The sequence below is a fragment of the Clostridium sp. Marseille-Q7071 genome (genome assembly GCF_965112025.1).
Genome location: NZ_CBCOPR010000001.1, coordinates 4,632,309 through 4,658,315, shown reverse-complemented (window position 1 = coordinate 4,658,315; position 26,007 = coordinate 4,632,309). Strand labels below are relative to the sequence as shown.

Sequence of the window (26,007 nt, the reverse complement as noted above, 5' to 3'; positions counted from 1 at the left end):
GGAAATTCATATGAATACATATAATTTAGAATTACTTTCATTGAAGAGAGAATTACCTTTAATGAAAATTAAAGATGACTTAGCTATTGCAAGTTTTGTAATACTGGGTGACACTGAATTAGTACAAACAGTTGCACCTGCAATATCAGATAGATTGAAGGATATAGATGTAATTGTCACTGCTGAGGCAAAAGGAATACCTTTAGCATATGAAATTTCAAAGCTTTTAGGCATGAAAGAATTTATTGTAGCGAGAAAAAGCATTAAAGCTTATATGGATTCGCCAATAACTGAGGAAGTGAATTCAATTACTACTCAAAAGAAACAATTTTTATGTCTAGATAAAATTGATGCAGAAAAGGTAAAAGGAAAAAATGTTGCTATTATAGATGATGTCATTTCCACTGGAGAGTCATTAAGGGTTGTTGAAAAGTTAGTTGAAAAAGCTGGTGGTATCGTCAAAGCAAAAGCTGCAATTCTAGCTGAAGGAGATGCTTCAAATAGAGATGATATTATATTTATAAAAAGACTTCCGCTATTTAAAGTTGATGAAAATGAAAATTTTATAGAGATATAGTATAGATAAACTACTTTAAAATTAATTTCTTAAACTAATTTTTACTAGCAATGTATTGTTAGTCTCCACCTCTGGGGAATATAATCAATTGAGAATTGACAATTGTGGTGGAAATTAATTCTTACAAATTAATTTCTTTAAATAGATTTTTCAATAAAAGTGACTGCATCACTTCAAAAATAAATAATTTTAAATTTCTCAGCTTCTGCTAAGAAATATCCACAATTGAGAACTGTAAATTGCGAATTCAATAGTTTCAGCTATGATACTAAAAAATATCAATTATTTTTACATTTATATTAATTCTAGAATTGGTATATTTATATAAAAGAGATATTTCAATAATAACCAATATTGAAATATCTCTTTTATTATATTTTGAATAGCCTATGCTTATACAAAAATAAATAGATTTCAGGAATATAGACTGATTCCTGAAAGTGATTTAATAGAAAGTGATGTTTTTAAACTTATTACAGGTTCATTTGCATTTATAAAATGCAGTGGTAAATATTTGATTATATATAACAAATGGAGAAATCAATGGGAGTTTCCTGTTGGAAAAATGGAGAAAGACGAAACATACAAAGAATGTGCAATTAGAGAATTATTTGAGGAAACAAATCAATATGCAACCAATCTTAAATATAGAGGTGTATTTAAGATATATGATAAAAATAAAAATCAGATAAGATATAGAACAGCATATTTTGCAGAGGTTGATAGACTTACAGAATTCAAAGAAAATGATGAAATAAACGAAATTATGCTTTGGGATTTAGAAAGCGACATCGGATATTTTGATGAAGTTGATAAAAAAATGCTACAACTATTGTTATATAAGTAAGATTATATATTTAAAATTGATACGTTCCTTAAGAGAAGTTATTAGACTTCCCTTAAAAAATGTTTAAATATTAACAATAAATTGAAACATAGCTTAAGGAAAAATCCGCAGCAATACTATAATTGTATTGCCGTGGATTTTTTATCTAGATATGTTTTTTATAGTAATTAACGTGAGTTCGAAAAATAAAATCGGCATTAGATAAATATGGTTATAAAAAAGCACAAAAAAGTACCTCTATTAATTTCCAAATAAGTTATAGTGATGTAGTTATCTAAGTTTAAAGATGGCTTCTTAGGAAGAAAGCTATATGCAACTAGTTTAGAAATTATATTTACTATGAAATTAGTAAAACTTCTATGTCGACTATGTTCTATTTGACATATATTCTTTAAATGATTATTTATAATTTCAATAATAGCTCTTTCCCTAAGTAGAACTTTATTTTCAATAAACATTAGTTTATTTTTTATATTTTTCCTTAACTTAGTTATCAATTGAATATCCCTAGGATAATGCAGCAGAAAGTTAAGAAGATTTTAAATAACTCTGAGCTTGCTGAAAGTCAAAAGCTTCTTTGTGTTTATTACCCTAAAGCAGCTATTAAAGTTGGATATTCTAAAAATAGAGCATCAGAAATAGGGTGTTAGGTACTATAGAAAACTATAATACAAAATGAAATTAAAAAGCTTAAAACTAATAAATTAAATAAAGCAATATTAGAATCAAAGGATATATTTCAGAAGTTTATGGACATAGCATTTGCAGACATGACCGATTATATAACTTTTGGGAGAAAAGAAATAGAATTAGATAAAAAGGAATATATTTACTTGGAGGATCATAAATTATATTGAGAAACTTCAATCTTAAAATCAATAAGAAAGAAGTTATTAAAAGTTGGCCAACTTATCTTCAAAATTATTTTTAAGGAGGATCTAAAATGAATTTAAAAAAATTACTGATTACTTGTATAGCAGGAATAACTATTATTGGTACATCAATAATCCCAAGTGTAGAGGTTAAGGCAGCTACATCCAGTCCAATTTGCCAAGAAACAGTGAGAAAAGGCGAGAATCATATTCATAGATTAGCACCAGTTTGCCCTAGATGCGGAGATAGAATATATCCAGGACAAAATCATGTTTGTAGTTGGAGTGCATATAAAGAGAATGATGAAGTAAATGCTGAGATTTGCATTTATTGTGGTATGGTACCGGCTCCGGGAAGACCTCATAAGTGTATATATCCGATATAGAAAAAAATTATGTTAATCTTATATTAACTAAGAGTCACCTATAGACATAAATTAACGTGAGTTCGATGGAAAAAATTTAAAATAAAAAATCCCATCGAAATGTTTTATTATAAGTGCAAGCAAAAAGGAACTCACGTTAATTATTGTAGTTAATGTTTCAAAGAAAAACAATGATATAATTAAATTATTCTTTTTAATAATAATCTTTATTTAGCTATTAATTGATTTAGTTGGATTTCTGTATTCACAAGGTACTTTAGTTTGACATAAACCACAGCCTGCTCCTGCATTTGGATTTCCTCCATAGGATTCTGCTAATTTTCTTGATTCTTCTCCATAACAAGATTTATAACATTTTAATTTGTCATGTCCCTTCTCAGATATCGCATTAAAAGGACATCTTTTAATGCAAGCTCTACAAATACCTTTATTGTAAAATAAACAATTTTCTGTATAGCTTTTAGATATCCTGACATCTGGATTAAGTTTTAATTCAGTTACAAATGAAGCTAACCTTACCGCAATTCCTTTCTCAGTAATAAATGCATCGTTTAATCCAAAAGTCCCAAGACCAGCTACATAAGCTATGTGACGTTCTGACCAATTGGAGCTTGGACCAGAAGTAGTGTTAAAAGCTTTAAACCATTCAGCACCATAAGGTGCTACAGTTTTATATCCCATTTGATTTAAAAAATCTTCAAAAAAATTATAAAAATTCTTTTTGAATACGTCCTCTCCAAAGCTATGAAGCAGAGCCCATTCTTTTGATGGCAATTCCTTCTGTACTCCGTTACTTTTTCGAATCTTTTCATTTATAGGTAATACAACACTTATAACTGTTCCTCCATGATAGCTATTTTTCCCAAATGTCATTTCAAAAGCTTCAGATGGAGTTAAATGATCACTACCTATTATGGTTTTATACTCCTCAAACAATGGATCATCTGCAGATGCGAATTTTACAATTGGTTCATCGTAATAATGGTCATTAATTTCTTCAAACCAGTTATCTTTACATTTAGTTACATATTTTATAATTTCATTTTTTATTAAATCTTCCACTATAATACCTCCATTAATTTTATGCTTAAATAAGCAAATATTAAAATTTATTAATCACATTGATGGTAAAAACAAAATTTATCTTATTTAGAACTTTGTTTTTGGATAAGGTTTTTATATTTATTTCCCTTGAAAAACTAATGTAGTACCAACATTGTTTGGTATAAATGCTTTAGGCATTGATTGGGCAATTTGGTGGATGGCAGACCAACCAGTGCAGTGACCAGGCATCAAATAAGTTGGATTAATTTTCTGTAATTCAGCAATTGTAGTAGGAATAATTTTTTCAAATATCCCACCTGTTAGATGAAAACCACCCAATACAGCATAAATTTTCTGGCTATTAGTCAGAGTTTGAGCGTAGCGTATGGTATTGATAACTCCAGAATGACAGCAACCTGTAATTATAACTAATCCTTGTCCACGAACATTTACAATAACGCACTGATCATCCTTTATTACCGGATCGTTTTCCCATTGATCATTACGCTTTGTATAATGTAAAGGAAATCCTTTTTCGAAATCTGTAGTTCGAGGAATTTCGCCAGAAACAAGAATCATGTCATCAACAAGAAGTGTTGGAACGCTTTTTTTAATAAAAGTAATTTTTTCCTGTTGAAAAGCAGTTAACTTTGGGGGAGAAATATTTATTTCATCTCCACCTGGCATTATAATCTTTCTGTCTAAAAAAGCATCTGGATGAGAAATAAGAGGAACTTTATGTGTTCCTAACTTCTCAATTAGACCAGGTAACCCCATAGTATGATCAGAGTGACCATGACTGAGTATAATTGCTTGTATATCTGTTGCATTAATTCCTAAGGAATCAATGTTGTGTAAGATACCGCTAGAGCTAATACCTAAATCTAATAATACAGTTCCTTGCTTATTTCCGGATTTAACCTGAATCATTGCTGAAAAACCATGCTCTGCGATAGGTGGAAAATCAGAACTTAAATCAAACCTGTGTACAATTTCATTACCTGTCATAAATACGTCTACTGTATTGTCCATGATTATTGTTATTTTTACTTCATCAACTTCTAATAATTGAGTATCTTTTATCATGTATCTTTACCCTCCTTGATTTGTGTAAATACTTTAGGCTCAAAAAGCCATGAAAATTAAAAATATTTCTGCACGCTATAATTAATTAAGGCAACGATTTGTCATAAAAGCTGCTATCACAAAAAACAATAATAAATTATCCTTACAAAGAAATATCTACTAATGCTAATATTGATTGTAGAAAATTCAAGTTAGCTTATGAAAATATCCTTTATCTGTCTATAAGACTATAAGCAAATACTTATAGTTAGGATAACAATCCCTTCTATTAATACTTGTTATTATAATAATAAATGTCGCAAGTAAAATCATGGGAGCATCTCTAATAATAGTAATATTGATTGTAGGAGTTTTGAGTTAGTTTATGAATAGCTCCTTTGTCTATCTATAAGTCTATAAGCAAATACTTATAGACAAGATAGTACATTACTCCTATTGACACTTGTTATTATAAGGACATTTGTCACAAGAGAAGTCATATTGGCATCTCTCAAATGCTTTCTTAAACAGTTCATTTACATCCTTTCTGTATTTAATCAATGTATCAGAATTAATTGTATAGAAAACTCTAAAACCCCTTCGATTCTCCTCGAGAATTCCAATATTCTTTAAAATTTTTATGTGTTGAGATGCAGCAGGTTGAGATATATCAAGTTGTTGTGCCACATCAGAAACGCAAAAGGTTTCATCAGCATTTGAAGCAAGCATTTTTATTATTTTTAATCTTTTCTCATCGCCAAGGGATTTAAGGATATTGGCCATGTCTTTTAGATGATCTTTCATTAATACACCTCTTAACTATAAACGTACAATCATAATATTATAATCATACTATATTTGTCAAGTTTAACCAATGTTTTAAACTGACAATTGACTTATGTATTCTTTTAATCTTCATTAGTTTATTGTTAGTGGAAATTACATAAAAATAAAAATTTTAATGTAGCTGAAGGTTTAAAAAATATTAATAAAACTTATAAAAGAGTAAAAAATTAACTTAATTTTGAATAAAATATTTACTTTGTACTAAATAACTATAGGTATTTTACTAATATAGAAAGACTATCTATAAGGCTATGATTTAACTAAATAATAATTAGTAATGACTTAAGTTTAATTTAAGATATAAATGATAGTATGTTTTTAAGAAATAAAGAGGGTTATTTTAATTGAGATAAATTAAATTTTAGAGGAGGAAAACAATGAATAAAAAATTTATATCAATATTGATAGCTATGTCACTAAGCCTTAGTGTTACAGCTTGTTCTGAAAATAAAGCTAATACAAATTCTGAAAATACTACGAAAGTTACAGAGACGTCCAAAGTAAATATGAAAGCTTTAGAAAGTGAAAGCGTAGGAGAACCAGATACATTTATAAAATTGGGGAGTGATATAAGTGTTGATGGAAATGGTGTAAATGTAGAAAATAATAAGGTTACAATTACACAGGGTGGAACTTATAGTGTAAGTGGTAAGTTAGATGATGGACAACTAATTGTTAATGTAGGTGATGAAGAAAAAGTGTATATAATTTTAAATGGAATAGATATTACTTGTTCTGATAGTGCACCTATTTATATTATAAATGCTAAAAGATGTATAATTGCTTTAGAAAAAGATACTGAAAATATTATAACAGATGGGGAAAATTATGTTTTAGAAGATGCAACTACAAATGAACCTAATGCAGCAATATTTAGTAAAGATGATTTATATATTATAGGAGAAGGTAAACTTACTGTTAATGCTAATTATAATAACGGTATTGTTAGTAAAGATGATCTAAAAGTTCAAAGTGGGAATGTAGTTGTGAATTCTAAAAATAACGGTATAAAAGGAAAAGATTGCATTAATATTTCTGATGGAAATATAACAATTAATGCAGGCGGAGATGGAATAAAATCTGATAATGATACTGATGCAAGTAAAGGATATATATATATTGAAAAAGGTACACTTAATATAACTGCAGTTGAAGATGGCATTCAAGCAGAGACTGAACTGCTAATTGAAGATGGAGACATTACAATATCTTCAGGCGGTGGTAGTGAAAATAGTAGTACTTCCAAAAACAGTGATTGGGGAAATTGGGGCATGAAAGATAAGGGAATGAGTGGTAATGGAGATCCTAATATGAATAATGCCAATACTAATGAAAACATTGAAGAAGAGTCTACTAGTGCAAAGGGTATAAAAGCATCAAGCAATATAACTATAGAAGGTGGAAATATAAAAATAGATTCATCAGATGATTCAATTCATTCAAACAATAATTTAACAATCAACAATGGAACTATAAATCTATCATCTGGGGATGATGGAATACATTCAAATTCCAATTTAACAATAAATGATGGAAAGATAAATATTGAAAAATCATATGAAGGGATTGAAAGTGAAGTAATAACTCTTAATGGTGGAGAAATTTATGTTACTGCAAGTGATGATGGAATAAATGCAGCAGGAGGAAATGATGGATCTTCAATCAACGGCCGTCCAGGGCAAAATCAATTTGAGTCTTCTGGAAATGCTAAAATAAATATTAATGGAGGTTATATTTTTGTAGATGCAAGTGGTGATGGTATAGATGCCAATGGTTCAATTTATATGACTAATGGAACTGTAATAGTAAATGGTCCAACGGATAATGGAAATGGAGCTTTAGATTTTGATAATACATGTGAGGTAAGTGGAGGTACTTTAATTGCGGCGGGAAGTTCTGGAATGGCAGAAACACCAAGCAATTCTTCAACTCAAAATACTATAAATATAAATCTAACTTCACAAGAAGCTAATACTATAGTTAACATTCAATCAGAAAGTGAGGAAAATATTATTACTTTTGCACCATCAAAAACATATCAATCAGTTGTAGTATGTTCTCCAAATATAAAGACTAATGAAAAGTACTTAGTTTATGTTGGAGGAAGCTCAAGTGGAAATTCAACTGATGGATTATATACTGATGGAAAATATTCAGGTGGAAATAAAATAGGTGAAGGTACAGTTTCAAGTGTTATAACTAATATTACCCAAGAAGGAGCAACTCAAGGCGGCATGGGAGGACGTGGAAAGATGGGAACTCCAGATGAAAAAATGTACAGACCTACTCAAGGAGAAAACAGGGGAAGGCCTGATGAAAATATGGAAATGCCAGCAGATGGAAAAGATAGTAGAGGAGAAAAAGATGATAGATTAGTACCTTCTGTGGACACTGAGAAAAATAGTGAAATCTAATGTATAAATTTATCTTATATGATTTAAGACTGTGATAAGATAGTGTGAAATTCACAAATCTTGCACAGTCTTTTCTAAGTAGTTAAGCTGTTTTTATAAAAAAATATTTTCTATAGTATATTTTAAGTTTGGCGATGTTAAAGAATAGTGTTGATAAATAACATTTTTAAGGAACTCGTAAAAGAGTTCCCTTAGTTGTCATTTTATGAATAAAGCAAAGTAGTCACTATTCTAAAATCCATTCATATATGCACTTTTGACGTTCCCCCTCTTGATACATCTCATTATGTGGTGGCAAATCTACTATTTCTTTAAGTTTAAGACCTGTTTTTTCACAAGTTTTTCGAGAAGGGAAATTGTCTGGATTACAAGTTATTATAAGTTTATTCATTCCATGTGCAATAGCTACGTCTTTGATAATTTTACAAGCCTTTGAAGCATAATTATTTCCTCTATAAGGTTCTTCAACCATATAGCCAATATGACCCCCGTAATATAGATTTTCATTGTACCCGATTCGGATATCAATAGCACCTATACTATCATCTGAATCATGTAGAGTAATTCTATATTTATATGCAGGTACATAGCCTTTTTCCTCATTGAATGGTGCTTTTTCTTCAATCTTTAAATCAATCTCACCATCGGTTAAGTAATCAAAGTCTTTGAACTCAAACATCTGTATTCCTCCTTTATTTTCCTCATAAATTCCAATTGTTCATTTATTTAATTATATTATTATATAAATAGATAATTGTAAATACTTAACATAAACTATACATAAATTGCTTCCATAACTCTTATTTTTATCCTTTAAAACTTGAAATAAAATTAAGTTTTAAAATAAAAAAATCCCTTAGATGTATTCAATAGGAATATATCTAAGGGATTTTTTTATCCATATATTTTTTCTTCAAAGCCACTAAAAGTAAGAGTTATATTTAAATTTCCATTTCTACATCTTAGCTCATCTAAAAACTTCTTTTGATTCACATTTGGCTTTAAATAAATCATATAATTTAACTCAAACAATGCTCCAAAATCTCTAGTTTTTACTTTTTGAATATCATAAGAAGTAGTATACTTATCTAATACTTCTTCAAAAACACGTTCATAATTTAAATCTTCTGGAACTGTAATTTTAAGTTGCATAGCACTACCCTTAGGTGCTACAAAATTTGTTACAGAAAGTATAATCATTAAAGCACATAAGATAGTTGTAAATATTACACCATAACCTATATAGCCCATACCACAAGTGAGTCCAACTGCTAAAGTAAAGAATACATATGAGATATCTTTTGGGTCTCCAGGAGCACTTCTGAAACGAATTATTGAGAATGCACCAGCTAAGCTAAAGGCTCTAGCTACGTTATTACCAACAAGAAGTATTATAATTGATATTATAACTGGCAGCATAATTAATGTAGTTGTAAAGCCAGAATTATATCCACTTTTTTTATTAGTTTTCATATAAGTAATACTAATTGCTAATCCAAGTATAATTGAAGATGCAATAATAATTAATGTATTGATGAGAGTAAAAGATTCTCCAGTAGTCGATGAAATTAATGTATCTAGCATATTTTTGCTCCCCTTTCGATACTTTTATTTTTATTTTCTAGGCAATAATTCATATATTCATTGCCATATTTTGAAAAGTGTGTGTTATATATTCTTAACTCTGAAAGAATCTTAGTAAACCATAATGGTATGGCACCTAAAAATTTAACCTCCATTAAATAACGATTTTTACCTAAAATATCTGCTCCAAAACATCCATACTCTAGAGATAGAAAATCACGTCTTGTAGTAATTTTAGAGTCAAAGGTTATTCTAAAATCCCTATCTTCTTTTCCAAATAAAGCATTTCTTGTATATCCAATATAAACTGATGGATAAACTGTATTTTTGTTTAGATAATATTCTATTTCATCTAGGACTTGTTTATTTACATAATCATTTGAAATAGGCCTTTCACCAAATTCTAAAAAATTATAAGCTTCTTTTAATGTAAGAACAATTCTTCTTTTGTTTACTATCCCATTTATTTTCTTCTTTAGTTCAAGAAAGACTTTGCTGTCTAAATTAGTAGGATTACTGTAAGTTCTTAATCTTAACTTTTCTTTGTAATAAGGATTAGATATAGAGTGTCTAATTACATCATTGTTTTTCGTATCGTAATATATATTATAAATATCATAAACTTTTCCAGATTTACAATACTCATCTTGAATCATATACTTATCTAGTTTTAAAAGTAACTCATCATATTGTTTTTGATTTAATATGAACTTTTTTTCAAAACGCTTAAATGCTTTAATAGCCATATGTTTCCCTCCTGTTTTTATAATTTTATTTCTTTGTATAATCAAATTATAAAAAAATAAGCTTAAAAAAATCTTAAACTTTATATATAATTAAAAAAACTTTAAATGAATTCGAAACTATATGAGAACTATTAATTATAAATAGGTCAACAGACAATGGATAAAAGATATTAATATTTTAGAGGAGAATTTATCCTTCTATTTTAAAATTAAAAAATTAGATAAAAAGTAGATAAATTCTAAATTGTATTTACATATATGTAAAATAATGATAAAATGACTTTGTAAAAAATAATTAAAAAGGAGGTCGTTTATAAATGAAAAACTTAAGAAGTTTAAGTAAATTCAAATTTAATAATGTTTGGAACGGCCTTGATGATAATTTTTAAAAATGTTATTTTGATGTTTTAAGTCATGGAGTTCTCTATACTCTATGACTTTTTATATTCTATATTATAGAAGTAGAAGGTCGTGGATAACTTGGTTTTTAGCTAAGAAATATCTATGACTTTTTTATTTTAGGCAAATAAAAGAAAATAATGGATTGAAAATGAGTATATATTTTGTCTCGGACAGGTCGACAAGTACCGCTGAGTGGTTATATCAATAGGTTTTGGTGACAGAGATAAGACAAAATAGACGATTCATACTCATTCATTATTTCCTTGAATGTGTCTTAATATATAAATTGGGGGGACGATTGATATGCAATTTAAAATTAATGAAATGCATCATGGTTTTAAGTTATTAGAACAGGAAAAGATTGATGAAATTCAATCAGTAGCTAGAGTGTTTGAACATATTAAAAGTGGGGCAAGACTTTTACATTTAGAAAATGAAGATGATAATAAATTATTTTCTATTGGATTTAGGACAACTCCTACGGATAGTACAGGAGTAGCACATATTTTAGAGCATTCTGTACTTTGTGGCTCAAGAAAGTTTAAAACTAAGGACCCTTTTAGTGACATGCTTAAGAGCTCCTTAAAGACTTTTTTAGATGCTATGACTTATACAGATAAGACTATTTATCCTGTTTCAAGTAGAAATCATAAGGATTTTATGAATTTAATGGATGTGTATTTAGATGCAGCTTTATATCCTAGAATATATGAAAACCATGAAATATTACGTCAAGAAGGTTGGAGATATGAAGTTGATCCAAAAACAAATAAGTTATCTTACAAAGGTGTAGTATATAGTGAAATGCAAGGGGCACTGTCTTCTCCAGAGGAAGTGATTTGTAGTGACATATATAGTTCACTATTTCCAAATACTACTTATGCTTTTGTTTCAGGTGGAGACCCAGAAGAAATACCTAACCTTACTCAAGAGGATTTTGAAAAGTTTCACAGTAAATTTTATCATCCATCTAATAGCTATATTTTCTTGCACGGAGATCAAAACTTGGAACAATGCTTAAAATTTATAAATGATGAGTATCTTCAGGAGTTCGATAGAATAGAAATACCTTCTTATATAGAAAATGTAGAAGCTTTTAAATCTATGGTAGAAAAGACATCACAGTATTCTATCAGTGAAGATGAAGAGGAAAAAAATAAAGCTTTCTTAGCTCTAAGTTTTGCCTTTGAGGAAACAAGTGATGCTAAGGCATATTTAACTAATGAAATACTTTATAATATGCTCATTGAATCTTCTGCATCTCCTATTAAAGAAGCACTACTTAAAGCAGGAATAGGTGAATGTATAATTACCATTGATGAAATGAATATGGATCCAACAAAGCAGATGTTATTTCCGATAGTTGTTAAAAATGCTGATAGCAGCATGAAAGATAAATTTAAAGAGATTGTTTTAAGTACTCTTAAAGAGCTTGTGAAAAATGGTATTGATGAAAATCAGTTGCAAGCAGCTATAAATACAGTTGAATTTAATCTTCGTGAAGCTGATCCATGGAGAATTGCTAATAAGGGAATTCAATATAATGAAAAGGTACTAAATAGCTGGATATATGACGGAAATCCACTTGCTCATTTAAAATATGAAAAGAATCTTAATGACATAAAAGAAGCTATAAAAGATAGATATTTTGAGAATTTCATCGAAAAGAATATGGTGGAAAATTCTCATTGTTCATTAGTGGTTTTAAATCCTAAAAAGGGATTAGAAAATGAAAAAAATAAAGCTTTAGAAGAAAAGCTAGAAAAGTATAGAATTTCTCTATCGGAAGAAGATTTACAAAAGCTTATAGATAGAAATAAAAAATTACAAGAAGCTCAAGTTAAAGTTGATACCGAAGAAGAAAAGAACACCATTCCTAAACTACCTATGGAAGAGATAGATAAAAAAGCAGAAGAAATTCCTCAGGAAGTTATAAAAGAACAGGGAATAACTATACTTAAACATCATATCAATACAAATAAAATAGCATATATAAATTTATTATTTGATGGAAAAATTATTGAAGAAAAATATATTCCTTATTTAGGGCTTTTGGGAGATATTTTAGGAGAAGTTGATACAGAAAGAAAAACCTACTCTCAGCTTATTACGGAAGTTTATAAAAATACAGGTGGAATAACCTTTAAAAATGAGATTTATACTGAGAAGAATAATGACAGGGTATATCATCCTAAATTTACTATTAAGTCAAAGGCAATTTCAGATAATATTCCTAAGTTATTAGAGTTAATCAATGAAATAACAACTACTACTAAATTTGATGATATGAATAGAATTAAACAAGTTATTCAAGAGATAAAATCAAAACTTCAAATGAGGATTATAAATTCGGGTCACGAAATTGCAATGAATAAAGCATTTTCTAAATTCTCCTATGCTCAAGAATATAAAAATAGGATTAATGATGCTTCATATTATGAGTTTATATGCAATTTAGAAAAGAACTTTGAAGATAATAGTGATGAAATTAAAAGTAACCTTATAAAGGTATATGAAACTATATTTAATAAAAATAATTTAATTGTTTCAATAGTTGGAGAAGAAGCTGAAAGTGAAAATTTACTTTCAAATATAAATATAATTTTAGATAACATTAAAGACTCTATATGTGAAGTTCCTAAATTGGAATACAAACAAGCAAAAGATGTGGAAGGATTAATAACTGCTAGCAATGTACAATATGTAGTTAAGGGATTCAACTTTGCAAAGCTTGATTATAAGTATTCAGGAAAGATGAAAGTTCTTCAAAATATATTAGAGAGTGAATATTTATATCCTAGAGTTCGTCTTCAAGGTGGAGCTTATGGCTGTTACATTGATATGAGTAATGATGGCAATTTAGCATTTTTCTCCTATCGTGATCCAAACCTTACAAGAACAATAGATGTATATAATGAAACTTACAAGTTCTTGGAAAACGTAGATTTTCCAAAGAAAGATATGGAGAATTTCATAATTGGAACAGTAGGTAGAGTATATAGACCATTGACTCCTGATAAAAAAGGTGAAAAAGCAGTTGGAGATTATATTTGTAATATAACCTATGAAGATGTTCAAAGAGAAAGAGATGAAATTTTAAACACAACTATTGAAGATATAAAATCATATGTAAAAATGATTAAATCTGGAATGGATGAACATTACTGCTGTGTAGTAGGTAATGAAGGAAAAATTAAAGAAAATGAAGCTATTTTCAATAAGATAAGTAAGTTGTTATAGGATTTGGGTTAATTAGAATTAATACCTAAATCTAATATCAAATTCTAAAAAAATAAGTAATTGTTTAAGATAAAAAAATTCTACAAAATCATTAATAATTAAATATAAAAGGGTTGTTACATAATTAATCAATTAGGCTAGTTGTGTAACAATCCATTTTTTATTTTATACTTATCCATTAAAGTATCTCAACAGCTGTAGAACTTATACTAACATAAGGACGTAGATATTGATTAATATAAAATTGCATAATAAAATGAATACTTGATATAATAAAAGATATCTTTGGGATAAATACTATCAATTGTAAATTATAGTTAAGAGTTATGGTTAGTTAACTTATCTAAAGTTTAATTCCGTCTACAAATAAGCAATTTAATTGACAATATGGAATCACTTCACCATAATATTAATTATAATTAACTTTAGCAGGAGGATTTATTAATGAGTGATATGATAAAGGCACATGATTGCAATGTAATTCATGTTGATGTACTTAATAAAGTTAAGAAGAATATGCCAAATGAATATGCAATGCGCAATTTAACTGAGTTTTTTAAAATAATGGGTGATGGCACTAGAATTCAGATATTATGTGCTTTAGTACAGAATGAAATGTGTGTATGTGATTTAGCAGTATTAATAAATGTTACAAAGTCAGCAATATCACATCAACTAAGATCTCTGAAGGAAGCTCATTTAGTAAAATCAAGAAGAAGTGGCAAAAATGTATTTTATTCTCTTGATGATGAACATGTAAAAGATATTTTAGAAAAAGCATTAGATCACATTATAGAAAAATAGAAAATAATTAAGAAAAATATAAAGATATAGAAGGCTGTTACAGAACAAATATCTTGCATAAGTGTTGATATTAAAGGAAAGTTTAAATCAACACTTATACAAGATATAACTGTAACAGTTTTTTTGTTTAATAAATTATAAAATTATGCTTGACAGTTGAGTGACTGCTCAACTATAATAAAGACATAAGTTGAGCGCTCATTCAACTGTTGATGAAAGGATTATTATACTAATGGTAAACAAAAGAGATGATAAGCACTTAAATCAGCATATTTTAAGCAACTTATCAGAATTATTTTGGGTTTTAAGTGATGCAACAAGAATCAGAATTTTATATGCATTAAGTGAAAAAGAAATGTGTGTTTGTGAGCTAGCAAAGCTACTTAATAATAAACAATCTTCAATATCTCATAAATTACGCATACTTAGAAATTCAAAATTGGTAGGTTTTAAGAAAAAGGGAAAAAGAAATATATACTTTTTAAATAATCTATACGCAATAGAAATTATTAATAAAGCAATAGAATTTAGGAGGAATTAATTATGAAAAAGAAATTTAGATTAGAAGGATTAGATTGTGCAAATTGTGGAGCAAAGATAGAAAATGCAATTAAGAAGTTATCAATAGTAAATGATGCAACAGTAGATTTTATGACAACAAAATTAATTTTAGAAGCGGATGATGACAAAATGGAAGAAGCTATTAATGCATCTAAGGAAGTAATTAAAAAAATGGAGCCAGATATTATCGTAAAGAAAATCTAAATAGAAGTGATATGCTATAAAGAATAAAAAGCGTATTATCTATGGAGTTTTAGGTGGAATTATTCTTTATAGCACACTTTAAAAATTCAGAGTTCGTAAGTTTTAAAGAAAAAAAGAAATATATATTTTAAATAATAAATACACAATAGAAATTATTAATAAAGTAATAAAATTTAGGGGGAATTAATTATGAAAAAGAAATTTAGATTAGAAGGATTAGATTGTGCGAATTGTGGAGCAAAGATAGAGAATGCAATTAAAAAATTACCAGTAGTAAAGGATGCAACAGTAGATTTTATGACAACAAAGTTAACCTTAGAAGCAGATGATGACAAAATGGAAGAAGCTATTGATGCGTCTAAGGAAGTAATTAAAAAAATGGAGCCAGACATTATTGTAAAGAAAATCTAAAGAGGGGGAAAATGCTATGAATAATAAAAATCGTATTACTCGTATAATCTTAGGTGGGGCATTATTCGCTATAGCATTACTTGCAAAATCAGAGTTTCAATTAGCATTATATTTAATCAGTTACATTATTGTTGGTGGAGATGTTGTATTAAAAGCAGTTAAGAATATTTTTAGAGGACAAGTATTTGATGAAAATTTCTTAATGTGCATTGCAACTGTAGGAGCCTTTATTATTGGAGAATATCCAGAAGGTGTAGCAGTAATGTTATTCTATCAAGTTGGTGAAGTATTCCAAAATTATGCTGTTGATCAATCAAGAAAATCAATTGTTAGTTTAATGGATATTAGACCTGATTATGCAAATGTAAAGCGTGGCAGTGAATTAGTAAAGATGGATCCAGATGAAGTAAAAATAGATGATATAATTGTAATTAAAGCAGGAGAAAGAATCCCTTTAGATGGGGTGGTTATAGATGGAAACTCTATGATTGACACATCAGCATTAACTGGTGAATCAGTTCCAAGAGATTTATCTGTAGGTTCAGAAGTATTAAGTGGATGTATTAATATTAATGGAGTTTTAACTGTTCGTGTTACAAAAGGATATGAAGAATCCACTGTAAGTAAGATATTAGATTTAGTAGAGAATGCAAGTAGTAAAAAGTCAAATTCAGAAAACTTTATAACAAAGTTTGCAAGATACTATACACCAGCAGTTGTTATTGTAGCAGCTATATTAGCAGTATTACCACCTCTTTTAATAGAGGGAGCTACATTTAGCGATTGGGTTTCAAGGGCATTAACATTCCTTGTTATATCATGTCCTTGTGCATTAGTTATATCTGTACCATTAAGTTTCTTTGGAGGAATAGGAGCTGCTTCTAAAAGTGGTGTTTTAGTAAAGGGAAGTAACTATTTAGAAGCATTAGCTGAAACAGAAATGGTTGTGTTTGACAAAACTGGAACATTAACAAAAGGTGTATTTACAGTACAAGAGATAAATGCAAAAGGCATTTCTAAAGAAAAATTACTTGAGTTAACTGCCTATGCAGAAAATTATTCAAATCATCCAATTTCAATATCTTTAAAACAAGCTTACAATAAGAAAATTGATGAATCTGAAATAACAGATGTTGAAGAAATCTCTGGACATGGAGTTCGAGCAGTTGTAAAAGGTAAGACAGTATATGCAGGTAATACAAAATTAATGAAGAAGATAAAGGTTCCTTACTATAAAGGAGAGATAGTAGGAACAGTAGTACACGTAGCGGTAGATGATAAATATGCAGGATATATTGTAATTGCAGATGAAGTGAAACCAGATGCAGCAAAAGCAATTCGTGAATTAAAAGAAGCTGATATAAGGCAAACTGTTATGTTAACAGGTGATGCTAATAGTGTTGGTATGAAAGTAGCTAAAGAACTAGCACTTGATAAAGCATATACAGAATTGCTTCCAGCAGGAAAAGTTGAAAAAGTAGAAGAATTATTAAGACAAAAATCAGAAAAAGGAAAACTAGCTTTCGTTGGAGATGGAATTAATGATGCACCAGTTTTAGCTAGAGCAGATATCGGTATTGCTATGGGTGGTCTTGGATCAGATGCGGCAATAGAAGCAGCTGATATAGTTATTATGACTGATGAACCATCAAAAATAGCAACAGCAATGAAAATATCAAAACGTACATTAAGAATTGTAAAACAAAATATTGTATTTGCGCTATCAGTAAAAGCTATAGTTCTTCTTATGGGAGCAGCCGGTATTGCAACAATGTGGGAAGCAGTATTTGCAGATGTAGGAGTATCTGTAATTGCAATCTTAAATGCAACTAGAGTGCTAAATATAAAGAAACTTAAATAGTATTATATGCTATAAAGAAATGAGAGGGGAATTTGAATAACCTCTCATTTTCTTTATAGTTATTGTAAAAAGTTCTGTATTTTCATTCACTTTAAATGGAAAGAAGGGATATAAGTGATTGATACAATAGATTATTACCTTGATATTCTAAAGAAAAATAGTGAGAATTTAACTGTACAAAGAATGAAGTTACTAGAAATTTTTTAGAACATCCCAAAGATCATTTTAGTCCAAAAGAATTACAAGACATCTTAAAATCTAAAAATGAACTAACAAGTTTTTCAACAATATATCGTAATTTAAAAGTCTTTAAAAGATTTGATTTTATTAAGAGTATTGCACTGGATAATGGTATTAAAAAATATGAATTAAATAAAATTTCACCATATGATATTAAGTTAGATGCACATTTAATATGTAAAGACTGTGGGGAAATCATAGATTATATTCCAGAGATAGATATAGAAGAAATATTAAAAAGAGAAGATCATAAAGCTTTTAAGGTGAGAAGTATTGATATTAATATATATGGTATATGTGAGAAATGTAGATAGGTGAACTACTGCCACTTACTTCGTTGAAGTGGTAGCTTCGTGGTCAATACTCCCAACGGAGCAAGTTTACCCACGCTCAAAAGGTCGAACCAACCTCATTATAATACCAAAGTTACATTACTAATTTCAGTAGATTTTTACTAGCATTCATATCTCTATCATGGTGAGTATTACAATTTGGACAAGTCCATTCTCTAAGTGCTAGATTTTTTACTTCTTCATTTTTATAGCCGCATTCAGAGCATAGCTGACTACTAGCATAATTACTAGGTGCTATAACTAATTCTCTCCCATACCATTCAGCTTTATATTCTAACATCCTTCTAAATTCTGACCAGCTAGCTTCACTTATAGCTTTAGCTAATTTATGATTTTGCTGCATGTTCTTAACTTTTAAGTCCTCAATAACTATAGATTGGTTTTCTCTAATTAGTTTTATTGATAACTTATGTAAGAAATCTTCCCTTTGATTTGCTATTCTTTCATGTAATTTAGCTACTTTTAATCTTGCTTTATTTCTATTATTACTACCCTTTTGCTTTCTTGATAAGTCTTTTTGTAACTTAATTAATCTTCTTTCTGATTTTCTAAGATACTTTGGATTAGGCTCTCTATATTCATCTGAACATATGGCAAATTCTTTCAAGCCCATATCTACACCTATTTTTTTATCAATTTTAGGTAATTTAATATTTACTGTATCAACTAATATAGAAACATAGTATTTATTGCTTGCTGTTTTAGATATAGTACAACTCTTAATTAATCCATCAAATTGTCTATGCTGTTTTATTTTAATCATAGTCTTTAATTTTGGTATTTTTATTTTATTACTTTCAATAGTATACAGTATTTTTTTGATTATTAGTTGTATAACTATGATAATTACTTTTCTTACTTTTGAATTTAGGAAATCCTACTGACTTATCTCTAAAAAAATTCTTATAAGCCTTGTCTAAATTTAATTGTTCATTAGCCAGTGCTAAACTATCAACTTCTTTTAACCAACGAAATTCAGTCTTGTATTGTGCAGGTGTAGGATATTTAAATTTTTTAATATCTAAATTTTTGTTTTCTTCGTAGGATTTAATTCTATCTGCTAACATTTTATTATAGATAAATCTACTGCATCCAAAGGTTTTAGCTAAATATATTTTTTGTTCTTCATTAGGATATATTCTATATTTATAAGCTTTTAGCACAATGTCACCTCACTTCATTCCTTGATTCTACATATATTTCCTTACTATGTCCATAGGAACTCTACCTTTTAGTTAATGTAACTGATTATAGTTTATTATAGTTGTTGCCTATATAGGCAAGTGCTATTCATCTCCCACTTATAGAAGATGAGAGAATTTCACACATTTAAGTTAAATATAATATGATTGTAAAAAAAGTTTGTGTAAAATGAATTAAAAGTACTAATTGTTGTAAGTAATTTATATAATAAATTATTGCAGGAATGAGTATTTTTATGACGAATATTATAAAAATAGCTTTTAAAAAAATTCTAGATGATTGGAGAGGATTAATGAATAAATTTATAAAATATATTAAGATTTAGAAGTGTTTTTCAAATTGATAAATGTATCTAATATACACTAACTTTAATTTATATTCGAAATAACTATGTAAATATCAGAATATTAAGTCAAATGTAATTATTATTATATATTAGACTTGCTTAGGGGGTAGAGATATGGGGAGAATTTCAGGGCTATTTGCTCCAAAAGATATGACTGAGGGTACACCTTGGAAACGAATTGTTGAATTTGCATTACCAATGTTAATAGGTAATATAGCTCAGCAATTTTATAATACTGCAGATTCTATTATTGTAGGTAGATATGTAGGTGATAATGCACTTGCTGCTGTTGGTAGTGCAGCTCCAATATTAAATCTTCTACTTGTACTTTTTGTTGGAATTGCAACAGGTGCAGGTATCATGGTTGCTCAATATTTTGGTGCAAAAGAGCGTGAGCATTTATCACACACTATTGGTGTTTGTATAACACTTACTGCTATTGCATCAATAATAATAATGATTATTGGTCCTATTGTAACGCGTCCATTACTTTCTTTTCTTAATACGCCAGATTCTATAATAGATTGGTGTGCAGAATATCTTATTATTTATTATGTTGGTATTGCAGGATTTGCTTATTATAATATCTTAGCAGGAGTTCTTCGTGGACTTGGTGATTCTTTATCAGCTCTTGTTTTTTTACTTATTGCTACAGTTTTAAATGTAGGACTTGATCTTTGGTTCGTTGCAGGACTGGGACTAGGAGTTCCAGGTGTTGCTCTTGCTACCGTTATTGCCCAAGGAATATCAGCAGTCCTTTGTGTTATTAAATTAGCAAGAATGAAAAATACTTTTGATTTTAGCCTTAAGATGCTAAAACCAAAAAAGGAGTATTCTAGTAAGCTTATAAAACTCGGACTACCATCTGGCCTCACACAGGGAATATTTTCTATTGCAATGATAGCTGTACAATCACTAACTAACAGCTTTGGAGAAATGGTTATTGCATGTAATGTAATTGTTATGCGCGTGGATGCTTTTGCTATGATGCCTAACTTTACTTTTGGTAATGCCATGACAACTTATTCTGGACAAAATATTGGCGCAAGAAAAATGGATAGAGTTGAAAAAGGAACTAAAGATGGTACCATAATTGCTGTTAGTGTTTCTACTGTGATAACAATATTAATACTAGTTTTTGGTAAATACCTTATGGGAATATTTACAGATACTAAAGAACTAGTTGATTTGAGTATGCATATGATGAAAATCCTTGCAGTAGGTTACATTGCAATGGCAGTAACACAGAGCTTATTAGGAGTAATGAGAGGTGCTGGAGATACAATGACGCCTATGTGGATTTCAATAATTACTACAGTAGTTCTACGTGTACCAGTTGCATATGGCATTGCTTATTTAACCCGTAGTGCAGCTTATCCTACAGGTAGACCAGAATCTACTTTTATTTCATTACTTGTTTCTTGGACAATGGGAGCTATTATAACCACAATTTTCTTTAAGAGAGGTAAGTGGAAGAATAAAGGATTTGCTGGACATGATTTAAGCATTTAACTCAATTCACAATGTACAATGCACAATTATGAATATTTCTCAGCAACTGTTGAGAAATTTAGAATTGATTAACTGTAGAGGAGAACAGTGCTCGCTGCTACAAAAATACATTAAAGAAATTAATTCTTAAAAAATTAATTTCCTCCACAATTGACAATTGTCAATTACTTAACTGTAGCGGAGAACAGTGTTCTCCAGAAAATCCAAATTGAGTTTTATTATCAGATGTTTTATAGAGAGTTGATATTTCAATAAATAATATTTTTAAATATCATCTTAATACTAAAATTGATAAATATATTATTATGGTAAGTCATATTCATAGAATCAAGTAGAAAAATTTAATAATATTAAATATAAAAAATGGCGAACAATGTTCGCCGCTACAAAAATATATTAAAGAAATTAATTTTAAATTATTTACTTAAATGAAAGTTATTTTATAGATTTACACAATCACTTTTCTCTTCTTTTAGAGATGGCCAAACTGTAAATAACATTGTTACATAACAAGCTGTTCCTCCTAAGAAGTTTGAAATTGGTTCTGCTAAAAATACTCCTGTAGTTCCCAAATTGAACATTCTTGGCAAAATTAAAGTAAGAGGAACTACAATAATTATTTTACGAAGTAGTGAAAAGAATACTGCTTGTTTAGATTTACCTAAGGCAACATAGGTAGATTGTCCTGCAAATTGTAATGACATAGCAAAGAAGCCAAAGAAATAGATATTCATTGAAGGAATCCCCTTTTGAATTAGTTCAGGTTCGCTATTGAATATTCGTATAAAGAATTCTGGAAACATTCTTAAAACAAGCCAGATTAAAGTTGTATATAGAATACAAACTATAGACATAAATTTAATTCCACTTCGTACCCTTTTATATTCTTTTGCACCATAATTGAATCCTAAGACTGGTTGAGAACCATTAGTAATACCACTTACTGGCATCATAATAATTTCACGAATTGAATTAATGACTGTCATAATACCTACATATAAGTCTCCACCGTAAGATTGTAAAGTAATATTACAAATAATTTGAACGGTACTATTAGTAAGTGCCATAATAAAGGTAGATAATCCAAGAGAAACAATTCTTTTCAATATGGATAAGTCTATTTTAAAGTTTTTAAATTTGAGTTTTAATATTGTATTTTTTCCTGTTAAAAACTTTAATACCCAAAGTGATGATAAAAACTGTGATATTATGGTAGCAAATGCTGCACCCTTAACTCCCATATTAAATACAAAGATAAAAATAGGGTCTAAGACAATATTTACAATAGCACCTAAAAGAATAGTCATCATACCCATTCTGCCAAAGCCTTGAGAGTTAATAAAGCTATTCATTCCAAGACTAATCATAACAAAGATAGTTCCTAGTAGATAAATACTAATATAATCATTAGCATAGGAAAATGTAGCATCACTAGCACCAAAAAGAAAAAGCAGTGGTTTTTTAAAAATTAATCCTAATACTGTAAGTGCTATGCCAGATATAATCAAAAGAGCAAAGGAATTACCCATAATTTTTTCAGCTTCTTCATTATCTCCTCTGCCTCGCGCAATAGAACAAAGTGGTGCTCCACCCATACCAAAGAGATTCGCAAATGCCATTATAATTGTAATAATAGGAAATGTAACTCCAATACCAGTAAGAGCTAAAGTTGATGCATTTGGAAGTCTACCAATATACATACGATCAACTATGTTATAAAGTATATTGATTAATTGAGCTAAAGTCATTGGTAATGCTAAGCTTAGTATACTTTTTGGCACACTTCCTTTAGTAAAATCATTTTTTCGTTTCATTACCTACCTCCTAAAGATATATTTTAGAGGTATAAACTACATTTTTAACTTAGATATACTTAAATAAATAATAAAACACTATAAAGGCTAGTGTTTTTTATATGACTTATACCTTTATAACTATACAAGTTTTGAACTCTAAGTATTAAGTATTGGAAGCAACTTCGCAAACTACATAATTAGTTAGAAACTAAAAATCCATTTCTAATTTTCAATACCCAATTCTTAATTTTCAATTATTAGGTTAATAAGTTAAGATTTAAGCATGCATCCATATGTAGTAAAAAATAACCCCAAAGTTTATTATACACCATAAATAATGGAAAAAGGGGTTATTACACAGGTCAATGTTATAAATATTATAGATAGATATATTAAATTAACTTTTGTGATATAATATGGATATTCTAGTAAACTAATTTATGGGAGTGATTAATATGGGAATTAAAATACTTGATAAATTAGATCCCATTTGTGAAATATTTGGATTGATTTATATGAGCCAGAACTACGATGAAGTTACCAATCTATTAATAAAAGATCTTAATAATAATGGAATTAATGGAGAACTATTTATAAAGAAAAATCTTAAGATTATTGATAAATATATAGAGACGTTTAATAAACATAAGGTTGTTAATGAAAGTGAAGTATTCTTTTTTGATGAAGATGATACAGATATTTTCTTGTTAATTGCATTTACTCTAATTAATAATAAAGATTTAATAAATTCCATAGATAATATGACAAATGAAGAGCTTAAAGCCATAATTTTAGATGTTTATAATGAGCAATTTGAACAAGATAGAACTATAGATTCTATTAGTACATTAAATAATATAATAGAGTTTATAAAAGAATTAGACCTTAAAGAAAATACTAAATGGAAGTTAATGATTATTTTAAATGATCCTAAGAAGTATTATAAATCATTAATTAAAACAATAGAAGACAATATAAATGCTTATAATGAAGCTTATAAAGCTGTTGAAAAACCATTATCTAAATTAATAAGTAATTATATTAAATATGTTAACTTAGATAAATGTGAAGTATTAAATAATATTATAAAAAATAATAATAGCAAAATTAATATAATTCCTACATTAGCATTTGGAACTTCATTATTTGAATTTAAAAATACATATTTTGTGGGGGTATTATTTGAACTTACATACAATGAGTGCATTAATTCTATGGGAAACAAAGGAGAACTTATTTTAAAATTAAAAGCATTAAGTGATAAAAGTAAATTAGAAATAATAGCTCTTTTAAAAGCTGGACCTAAATATAGTTTAGAGATAGCTGAAGCTTTAAATCTTACTCCAGCTACAGTTTCATACCATATGGGATCATTATTAGAGCGTAGTATGGTTGTTGTTGAAAAAAAGCAAGGTAAGGTATACTACAATTTAAATAAAATTGGATTAAAAAAATTTATAGATGAACTTAATAGTACATTATTATAATAGAGTCTCTCAGTATAACTGGGAGATTTTTTTATTTTGGCTATGTTAAATAATATTTTTGATTTTCACTTAAAATAAAAGGACTCATAATTATGAAGTCCTTTTGTTTTTTTGGTTCGATTAAAACTCACATCAGTAATAACGACAAATATCAATTTATCACTTTACACTCCTTTGGTAAACTATCTTCATGTATCCATGCTTCTATCATATGATTAAAGAAGTTGGGCATTGCTAAAGAAACTCCATGTCCAATTTTAGGTATAATCACTCCTATACAATTTGAATTAGCTTCTACAATATCTTTTGCAGAATTTTTCATAATAGCTTTTTCTTTTTCACCAACAGTAACCAATATCTTTCCGCTTGCTTTTTTAAAATCTTTAGGTATTTCAAAGGACATGTTTTCTTCTAATACTCTAACAAGAGTGTCAGGCTTTATTTGACAACTTTCTTCATAATATTTCTCAAAGTAGTCTTCACTTACATACAATGTTTTTGCTTGGAGCTTGGAAAACCACCTATTTTTAATTAATGGAAAGGATAATTTAATAGTAGGTTTTATTAATTTTTTGGTGAATAAAGTTGGTCTGACCAAAGCACTATTTATTATTGCAAAATCAATTAAATCTGGTTTCATACTGAGTATTTGAATAATTACTTGAGAACCTAATGAAAAACCAATTAGAATTACTTTCTTTCCATTTGCTTTTTCTTCGATTAATTTAATTAATTCTTCTGCACTACCTTTTATAGAAAAATTAATTTCATAATTGTTTAACCCATGTTCAGGTAAGATTGGAACAATGCAATGATAATGAGTGAAGTATTGAATTTGTTTATCCCACATCCAATCACTTACTCCACCACCATGTAAAAATAGCATCAGGGGAGCATTCTTATCACCGTACTCTTGATAATGTAAAGCCAAATGTTTCACCTCATTTCTTTATGAATTTTATATTTTTAATGTTAGTAATATATTCTTCGGTAAAGCTTTCAATGTCAGTTAATAATAGGTTTACTAAAATTGATATATTTTAATGAGTAAAAGTTTCATTAATTAGAAATAAACAATTTTAAATACTCATTTTTCCTAACTGACAATAACGAAAGTGAATTGATAAAAATTTTTAAACAATGTAGATCTACTGAATTTAATTTATTAGCTTCTGTTAGCGATTCTCTTAATGACATATAAATATC

23 protein-coding genes and 3 pseudogenes are annotated in these 26,007 nt (G+C 28.4%); 15 read left to right on the top strand and 11 right to left on the bottom strand.

Annotated features, from left to right (window positions below; all coding sequences use genetic code 11):
- Positions 1 to 10: 10 nt before the first annotated feature.
- Both ACWPW7_RS22125 and ACWPW7_RS22120 read left to right on the top strand, forming a co-directional pair.
- Positions 11 to 577: a phosphoribosyltransferase family protein gene (locus tag ACWPW7_RS22125; protein ID WP_454055329.1), complete on the top strand. Its 567-nt coding sequence runs from the start codon at positions 11 to 13 to the stop codon at positions 575 to 577.
- Between the two features lie 514 nt (positions 578 to 1,091).
- The gene (locus tag ACWPW7_RS22120; RefSeq protein WP_454055328.1) at positions 1,092 to 1,424 is read left to right on the top strand and encodes an NUDIX hydrolase; all 333 of its coding nucleotides are present in this window, start codon (positions 1,092 to 1,094) and stop codon (positions 1,422 to 1,424) included.
- 197 nt (positions 1,425 to 1,621) lie between these two features.
- Here ACWPW7_RS22120 and ACWPW7_RS22115 read toward each other — a convergent pair.
- Positions 1,622 to 1,939 (bottom strand): annotated as a pseudogene (locus tag ACWPW7_RS22115) (transposase); the annotation flags it as partial.
- On the opposite strand from ACWPW7_RS22115, the gene ACWPW7_RS22110 reads away from it, so the two are divergent.
- From ACWPW7_RS22110 to ACWPW7_RS22100, 3 genes are all read left to right on the top strand, one after another.
- Complete coding sequence (locus ACWPW7_RS22110) at positions 1,940 to 2,074, top strand: hypothetical protein (RefSeq protein WP_454055327.1); 135 nt, start codon at positions 1,940 to 1,942, stop codon at positions 2,072 to 2,074.
- Between the two features lie 15 nt (positions 2,075 to 2,089).
- On the top strand, positions 2,090 to 2,281 hold the full coding sequence (locus ACWPW7_RS22105) for a terminase small subunit (RefSeq protein WP_454055557.1): 192 nt from the start codon (positions 2,090 to 2,092) through the stop codon (positions 2,279 to 2,281).
- A gap of 86 nt (positions 2,282 to 2,367) precedes the next feature.
- On the top strand, positions 2,368 to 2,682 hold the full coding sequence (locus ACWPW7_RS22100) for a hypothetical protein (RefSeq protein WP_454055326.1): 315 nt from the start codon (positions 2,368 to 2,370) through the stop codon (positions 2,680 to 2,682).
- A gap of 210 nt (positions 2,683 to 2,892) precedes the next feature.
- Here ACWPW7_RS22100 and ACWPW7_RS22095 read toward each other — a convergent pair whose 3' ends face one another.
- From ACWPW7_RS22095 to ACWPW7_RS22085, 3 genes are all read right to left on the bottom strand, one after another.
- Positions 2,893 to 3,744 (bottom strand): (Fe-S)-binding protein, encoded by an 852-nt coding sequence (locus tag ACWPW7_RS22095; protein ID WP_454055325.1) that lies wholly within the window; start codon positions 3,742 to 3,744, stop codon positions 2,893 to 2,895.
- Between the two features lie 120 nt (positions 3,745 to 3,864).
- Positions 3,865 to 4,812 (bottom strand): MBL fold metallo-hydrolase, encoded by a 948-nt coding sequence (locus tag ACWPW7_RS22090; RefSeq protein ID WP_454055324.1) that lies wholly within the window; start codon positions 4,810 to 4,812, stop codon positions 3,865 to 3,867.
- Between the two features lie 432 nt (positions 4,813 to 5,244).
- Positions 5,245 to 5,595 (bottom strand): ArsR/SmtB family transcription factor, encoded by a 351-nt coding sequence (locus ACWPW7_RS22085; protein WP_454055323.1) that lies wholly within the window; start codon positions 5,593 to 5,595, stop codon positions 5,245 to 5,247.
- A 419-nt stretch (positions 5,596 to 6,014) separates the two neighbouring features.
- Between ACWPW7_RS22085 and ACWPW7_RS22080 the strand changes: the two genes are divergently transcribed.
- Entirely contained in the window at positions 6,015 to 8,051 is a 2,037-nt protein-coding gene (locus ACWPW7_RS22080) for a carbohydrate-binding domain-containing protein (RefSeq protein WP_454055322.1), read from the top strand.
- Between the two features lie 226 nt (positions 8,052 to 8,277).
- Here ACWPW7_RS22080 and ACWPW7_RS22075 read toward each other — a convergent pair whose 3' ends face one another.
- The 3 genes from ACWPW7_RS22075 to ACWPW7_RS22065 form a co-directional block, all read right to left on the bottom strand.
- On the bottom strand, positions 8,278 to 8,730 hold the full coding sequence (locus tag ACWPW7_RS22075) for a GNAT family N-acetyltransferase (RefSeq protein WP_454055321.1): 453 nt from the start codon (positions 8,728 to 8,730) through the stop codon (positions 8,278 to 8,280).
- Between the two features lie 215 nt (positions 8,731 to 8,945).
- Positions 8,946 to 9,635 (bottom strand): DUF4956 domain-containing protein, encoded by a 690-nt coding sequence (locus ACWPW7_RS22070; protein ID WP_454055320.1) that lies wholly within the window; start codon positions 9,633 to 9,635, stop codon positions 8,946 to 8,948.
- Entirely contained in the window at positions 9,629 to 10,381 is a 753-nt protein-coding gene (locus tag ACWPW7_RS22065) for a VTC domain-containing protein (protein WP_454055319.1), read from the bottom strand. Before ACWPW7_RS22065 ends, ACWPW7_RS22070 begins: the two co-directional genes overlap by 7 nt.
- Before the next feature lie 705 nt (positions 10,382 to 11,086).
- Here ACWPW7_RS22065 and ACWPW7_RS22060 point away from each other — a divergent pair.
- The 7 genes and pseudogenes from ACWPW7_RS22060 to ACWPW7_RS22030 form a co-directional block, all read left to right on the top strand.
- A complete protein-coding gene (locus ACWPW7_RS22060; RefSeq protein ID WP_454055318.1) occupies positions 11,087 to 14,023 on the top strand; it encodes an insulinase family protein in 2,937 nt (978 codons plus the stop codon).
- Positions 14,024 to 14,467: 444 nt separating this feature from the next.
- The gene (locus ACWPW7_RS22055) at positions 14,468 to 14,827 is read left to right on the top strand and encodes an ArsR/SmtB family transcription factor (RefSeq protein ID WP_454055317.1); all 360 of its coding nucleotides are present in this window, start codon (positions 14,468 to 14,470) and stop codon (positions 14,825 to 14,827) included.
- Positions 14,828 to 15,059: 232 nt separating this feature from the next.
- Complete coding sequence (locus ACWPW7_RS22050) at positions 15,060 to 15,368, top strand: ArsR/SmtB family transcription factor (protein ID WP_454055316.1); 309 nt, start codon at positions 15,060 to 15,062, stop codon at positions 15,366 to 15,368.
- A gap of 2 nt (positions 15,369 to 15,370) precedes the next feature.
- Positions 15,371 to 15,592 carry a cation transporter gene (locus ACWPW7_RS22045; RefSeq protein WP_454055315.1) on the top strand — a complete coding sequence of 74 codons (222 nt, stop codon included), beginning with the start codon at positions 15,371 to 15,373 and terminating at the stop codon, positions 15,590 to 15,592.
- Positions 15,593 to 15,781: 189 nt separating this feature from the next.
- A complete protein-coding gene (locus tag ACWPW7_RS22040) occupies positions 15,782 to 16,003 on the top strand; it encodes a cation transporter (RefSeq protein ID WP_454055314.1) in 222 nt (73 codons plus the stop codon).
- Between the two features lie 16 nt (positions 16,004 to 16,019).
- On the top strand, positions 16,020 to 17,864 hold the full coding sequence (locus ACWPW7_RS22035) for a heavy metal translocating P-type ATPase (protein ID WP_454055313.1): 1,845 nt from the start codon (positions 16,020 to 16,022) through the stop codon (positions 17,862 to 17,864).
- A gap of 242 nt (positions 17,865 to 18,106) precedes the next feature.
- Positions 18,107 to 18,418 (top strand): annotated as a pseudogene (locus ACWPW7_RS22030) (Fur family transcriptional regulator); the annotation flags it as partial.
- A 112-nt stretch (positions 18,419 to 18,530) separates the two neighbouring features.
- On the opposite strand, the pseudogene tnpB reads toward ACWPW7_RS22030, so the two are convergent.
- Positions 18,531 to 19,620, bottom strand: a pseudogene (tnpB, locus tag ACWPW7_RS22025) (IS200/IS605 family element RNA-guided endonuclease TnpB).
- A gap of 500 nt (positions 19,621 to 20,120) precedes the next feature.
- Here tnpB and ACWPW7_RS22020 point away from each other — a divergent pair.
- A complete protein-coding gene (locus ACWPW7_RS22020) occupies positions 20,121 to 21,518 on the top strand; it encodes an MATE family efflux transporter (protein ID WP_454055312.1) in 1,398 nt (465 codons plus the stop codon).
- A 440-nt stretch (positions 21,519 to 21,958) separates the two neighbouring features.
- Here the strand turns inward: ACWPW7_RS22020 and ACWPW7_RS22015 are convergent, their stop codons facing one another.
- Positions 21,959 to 23,332: an MATE family efflux transporter gene (locus tag ACWPW7_RS22015; RefSeq protein WP_454055311.1), complete on the bottom strand. Its 1,374-nt coding sequence runs from the start codon at positions 23,330 to 23,332 to the stop codon at positions 21,959 to 21,961.
- Positions 23,333 to 23,769: 437 nt separating this feature from the next.
- Here ACWPW7_RS22015 and ACWPW7_RS22010 point away from each other — a divergent pair, with 437 nt between their 5' ends.
- Positions 23,770 to 24,801 carry an ArsR/SmtB family transcription factor gene (locus ACWPW7_RS22010; RefSeq protein WP_454055310.1) on the top strand — a complete coding sequence of 344 codons (1,032 nt, stop codon included), beginning with the start codon at positions 23,770 to 23,772 and terminating at the stop codon, positions 24,799 to 24,801.
- 151 nt (positions 24,802 to 24,952) lie between these two features.
- Here the strand turns inward: ACWPW7_RS22010 and ACWPW7_RS22005 are convergent, their stop codons facing one another.
- Positions 24,953 to 25,732, bottom strand: coding sequence for an alpha/beta fold hydrolase (locus ACWPW7_RS22005; RefSeq protein WP_454055309.1), 780 nt, complete (start codon positions 25,730 to 25,732; stop codon positions 24,953 to 24,955).
- Positions 25,733 to 25,860: 128 nt separating this feature from the next.
- Entirely contained in the window at positions 25,861 to 25,998 is a 138-nt protein-coding gene (locus ACWPW7_RS22000) for a hypothetical protein (protein WP_454055308.1), read from the bottom strand.
- Between the last annotated feature and the right edge of the window lie 9 nt (positions 25,999 to 26,007).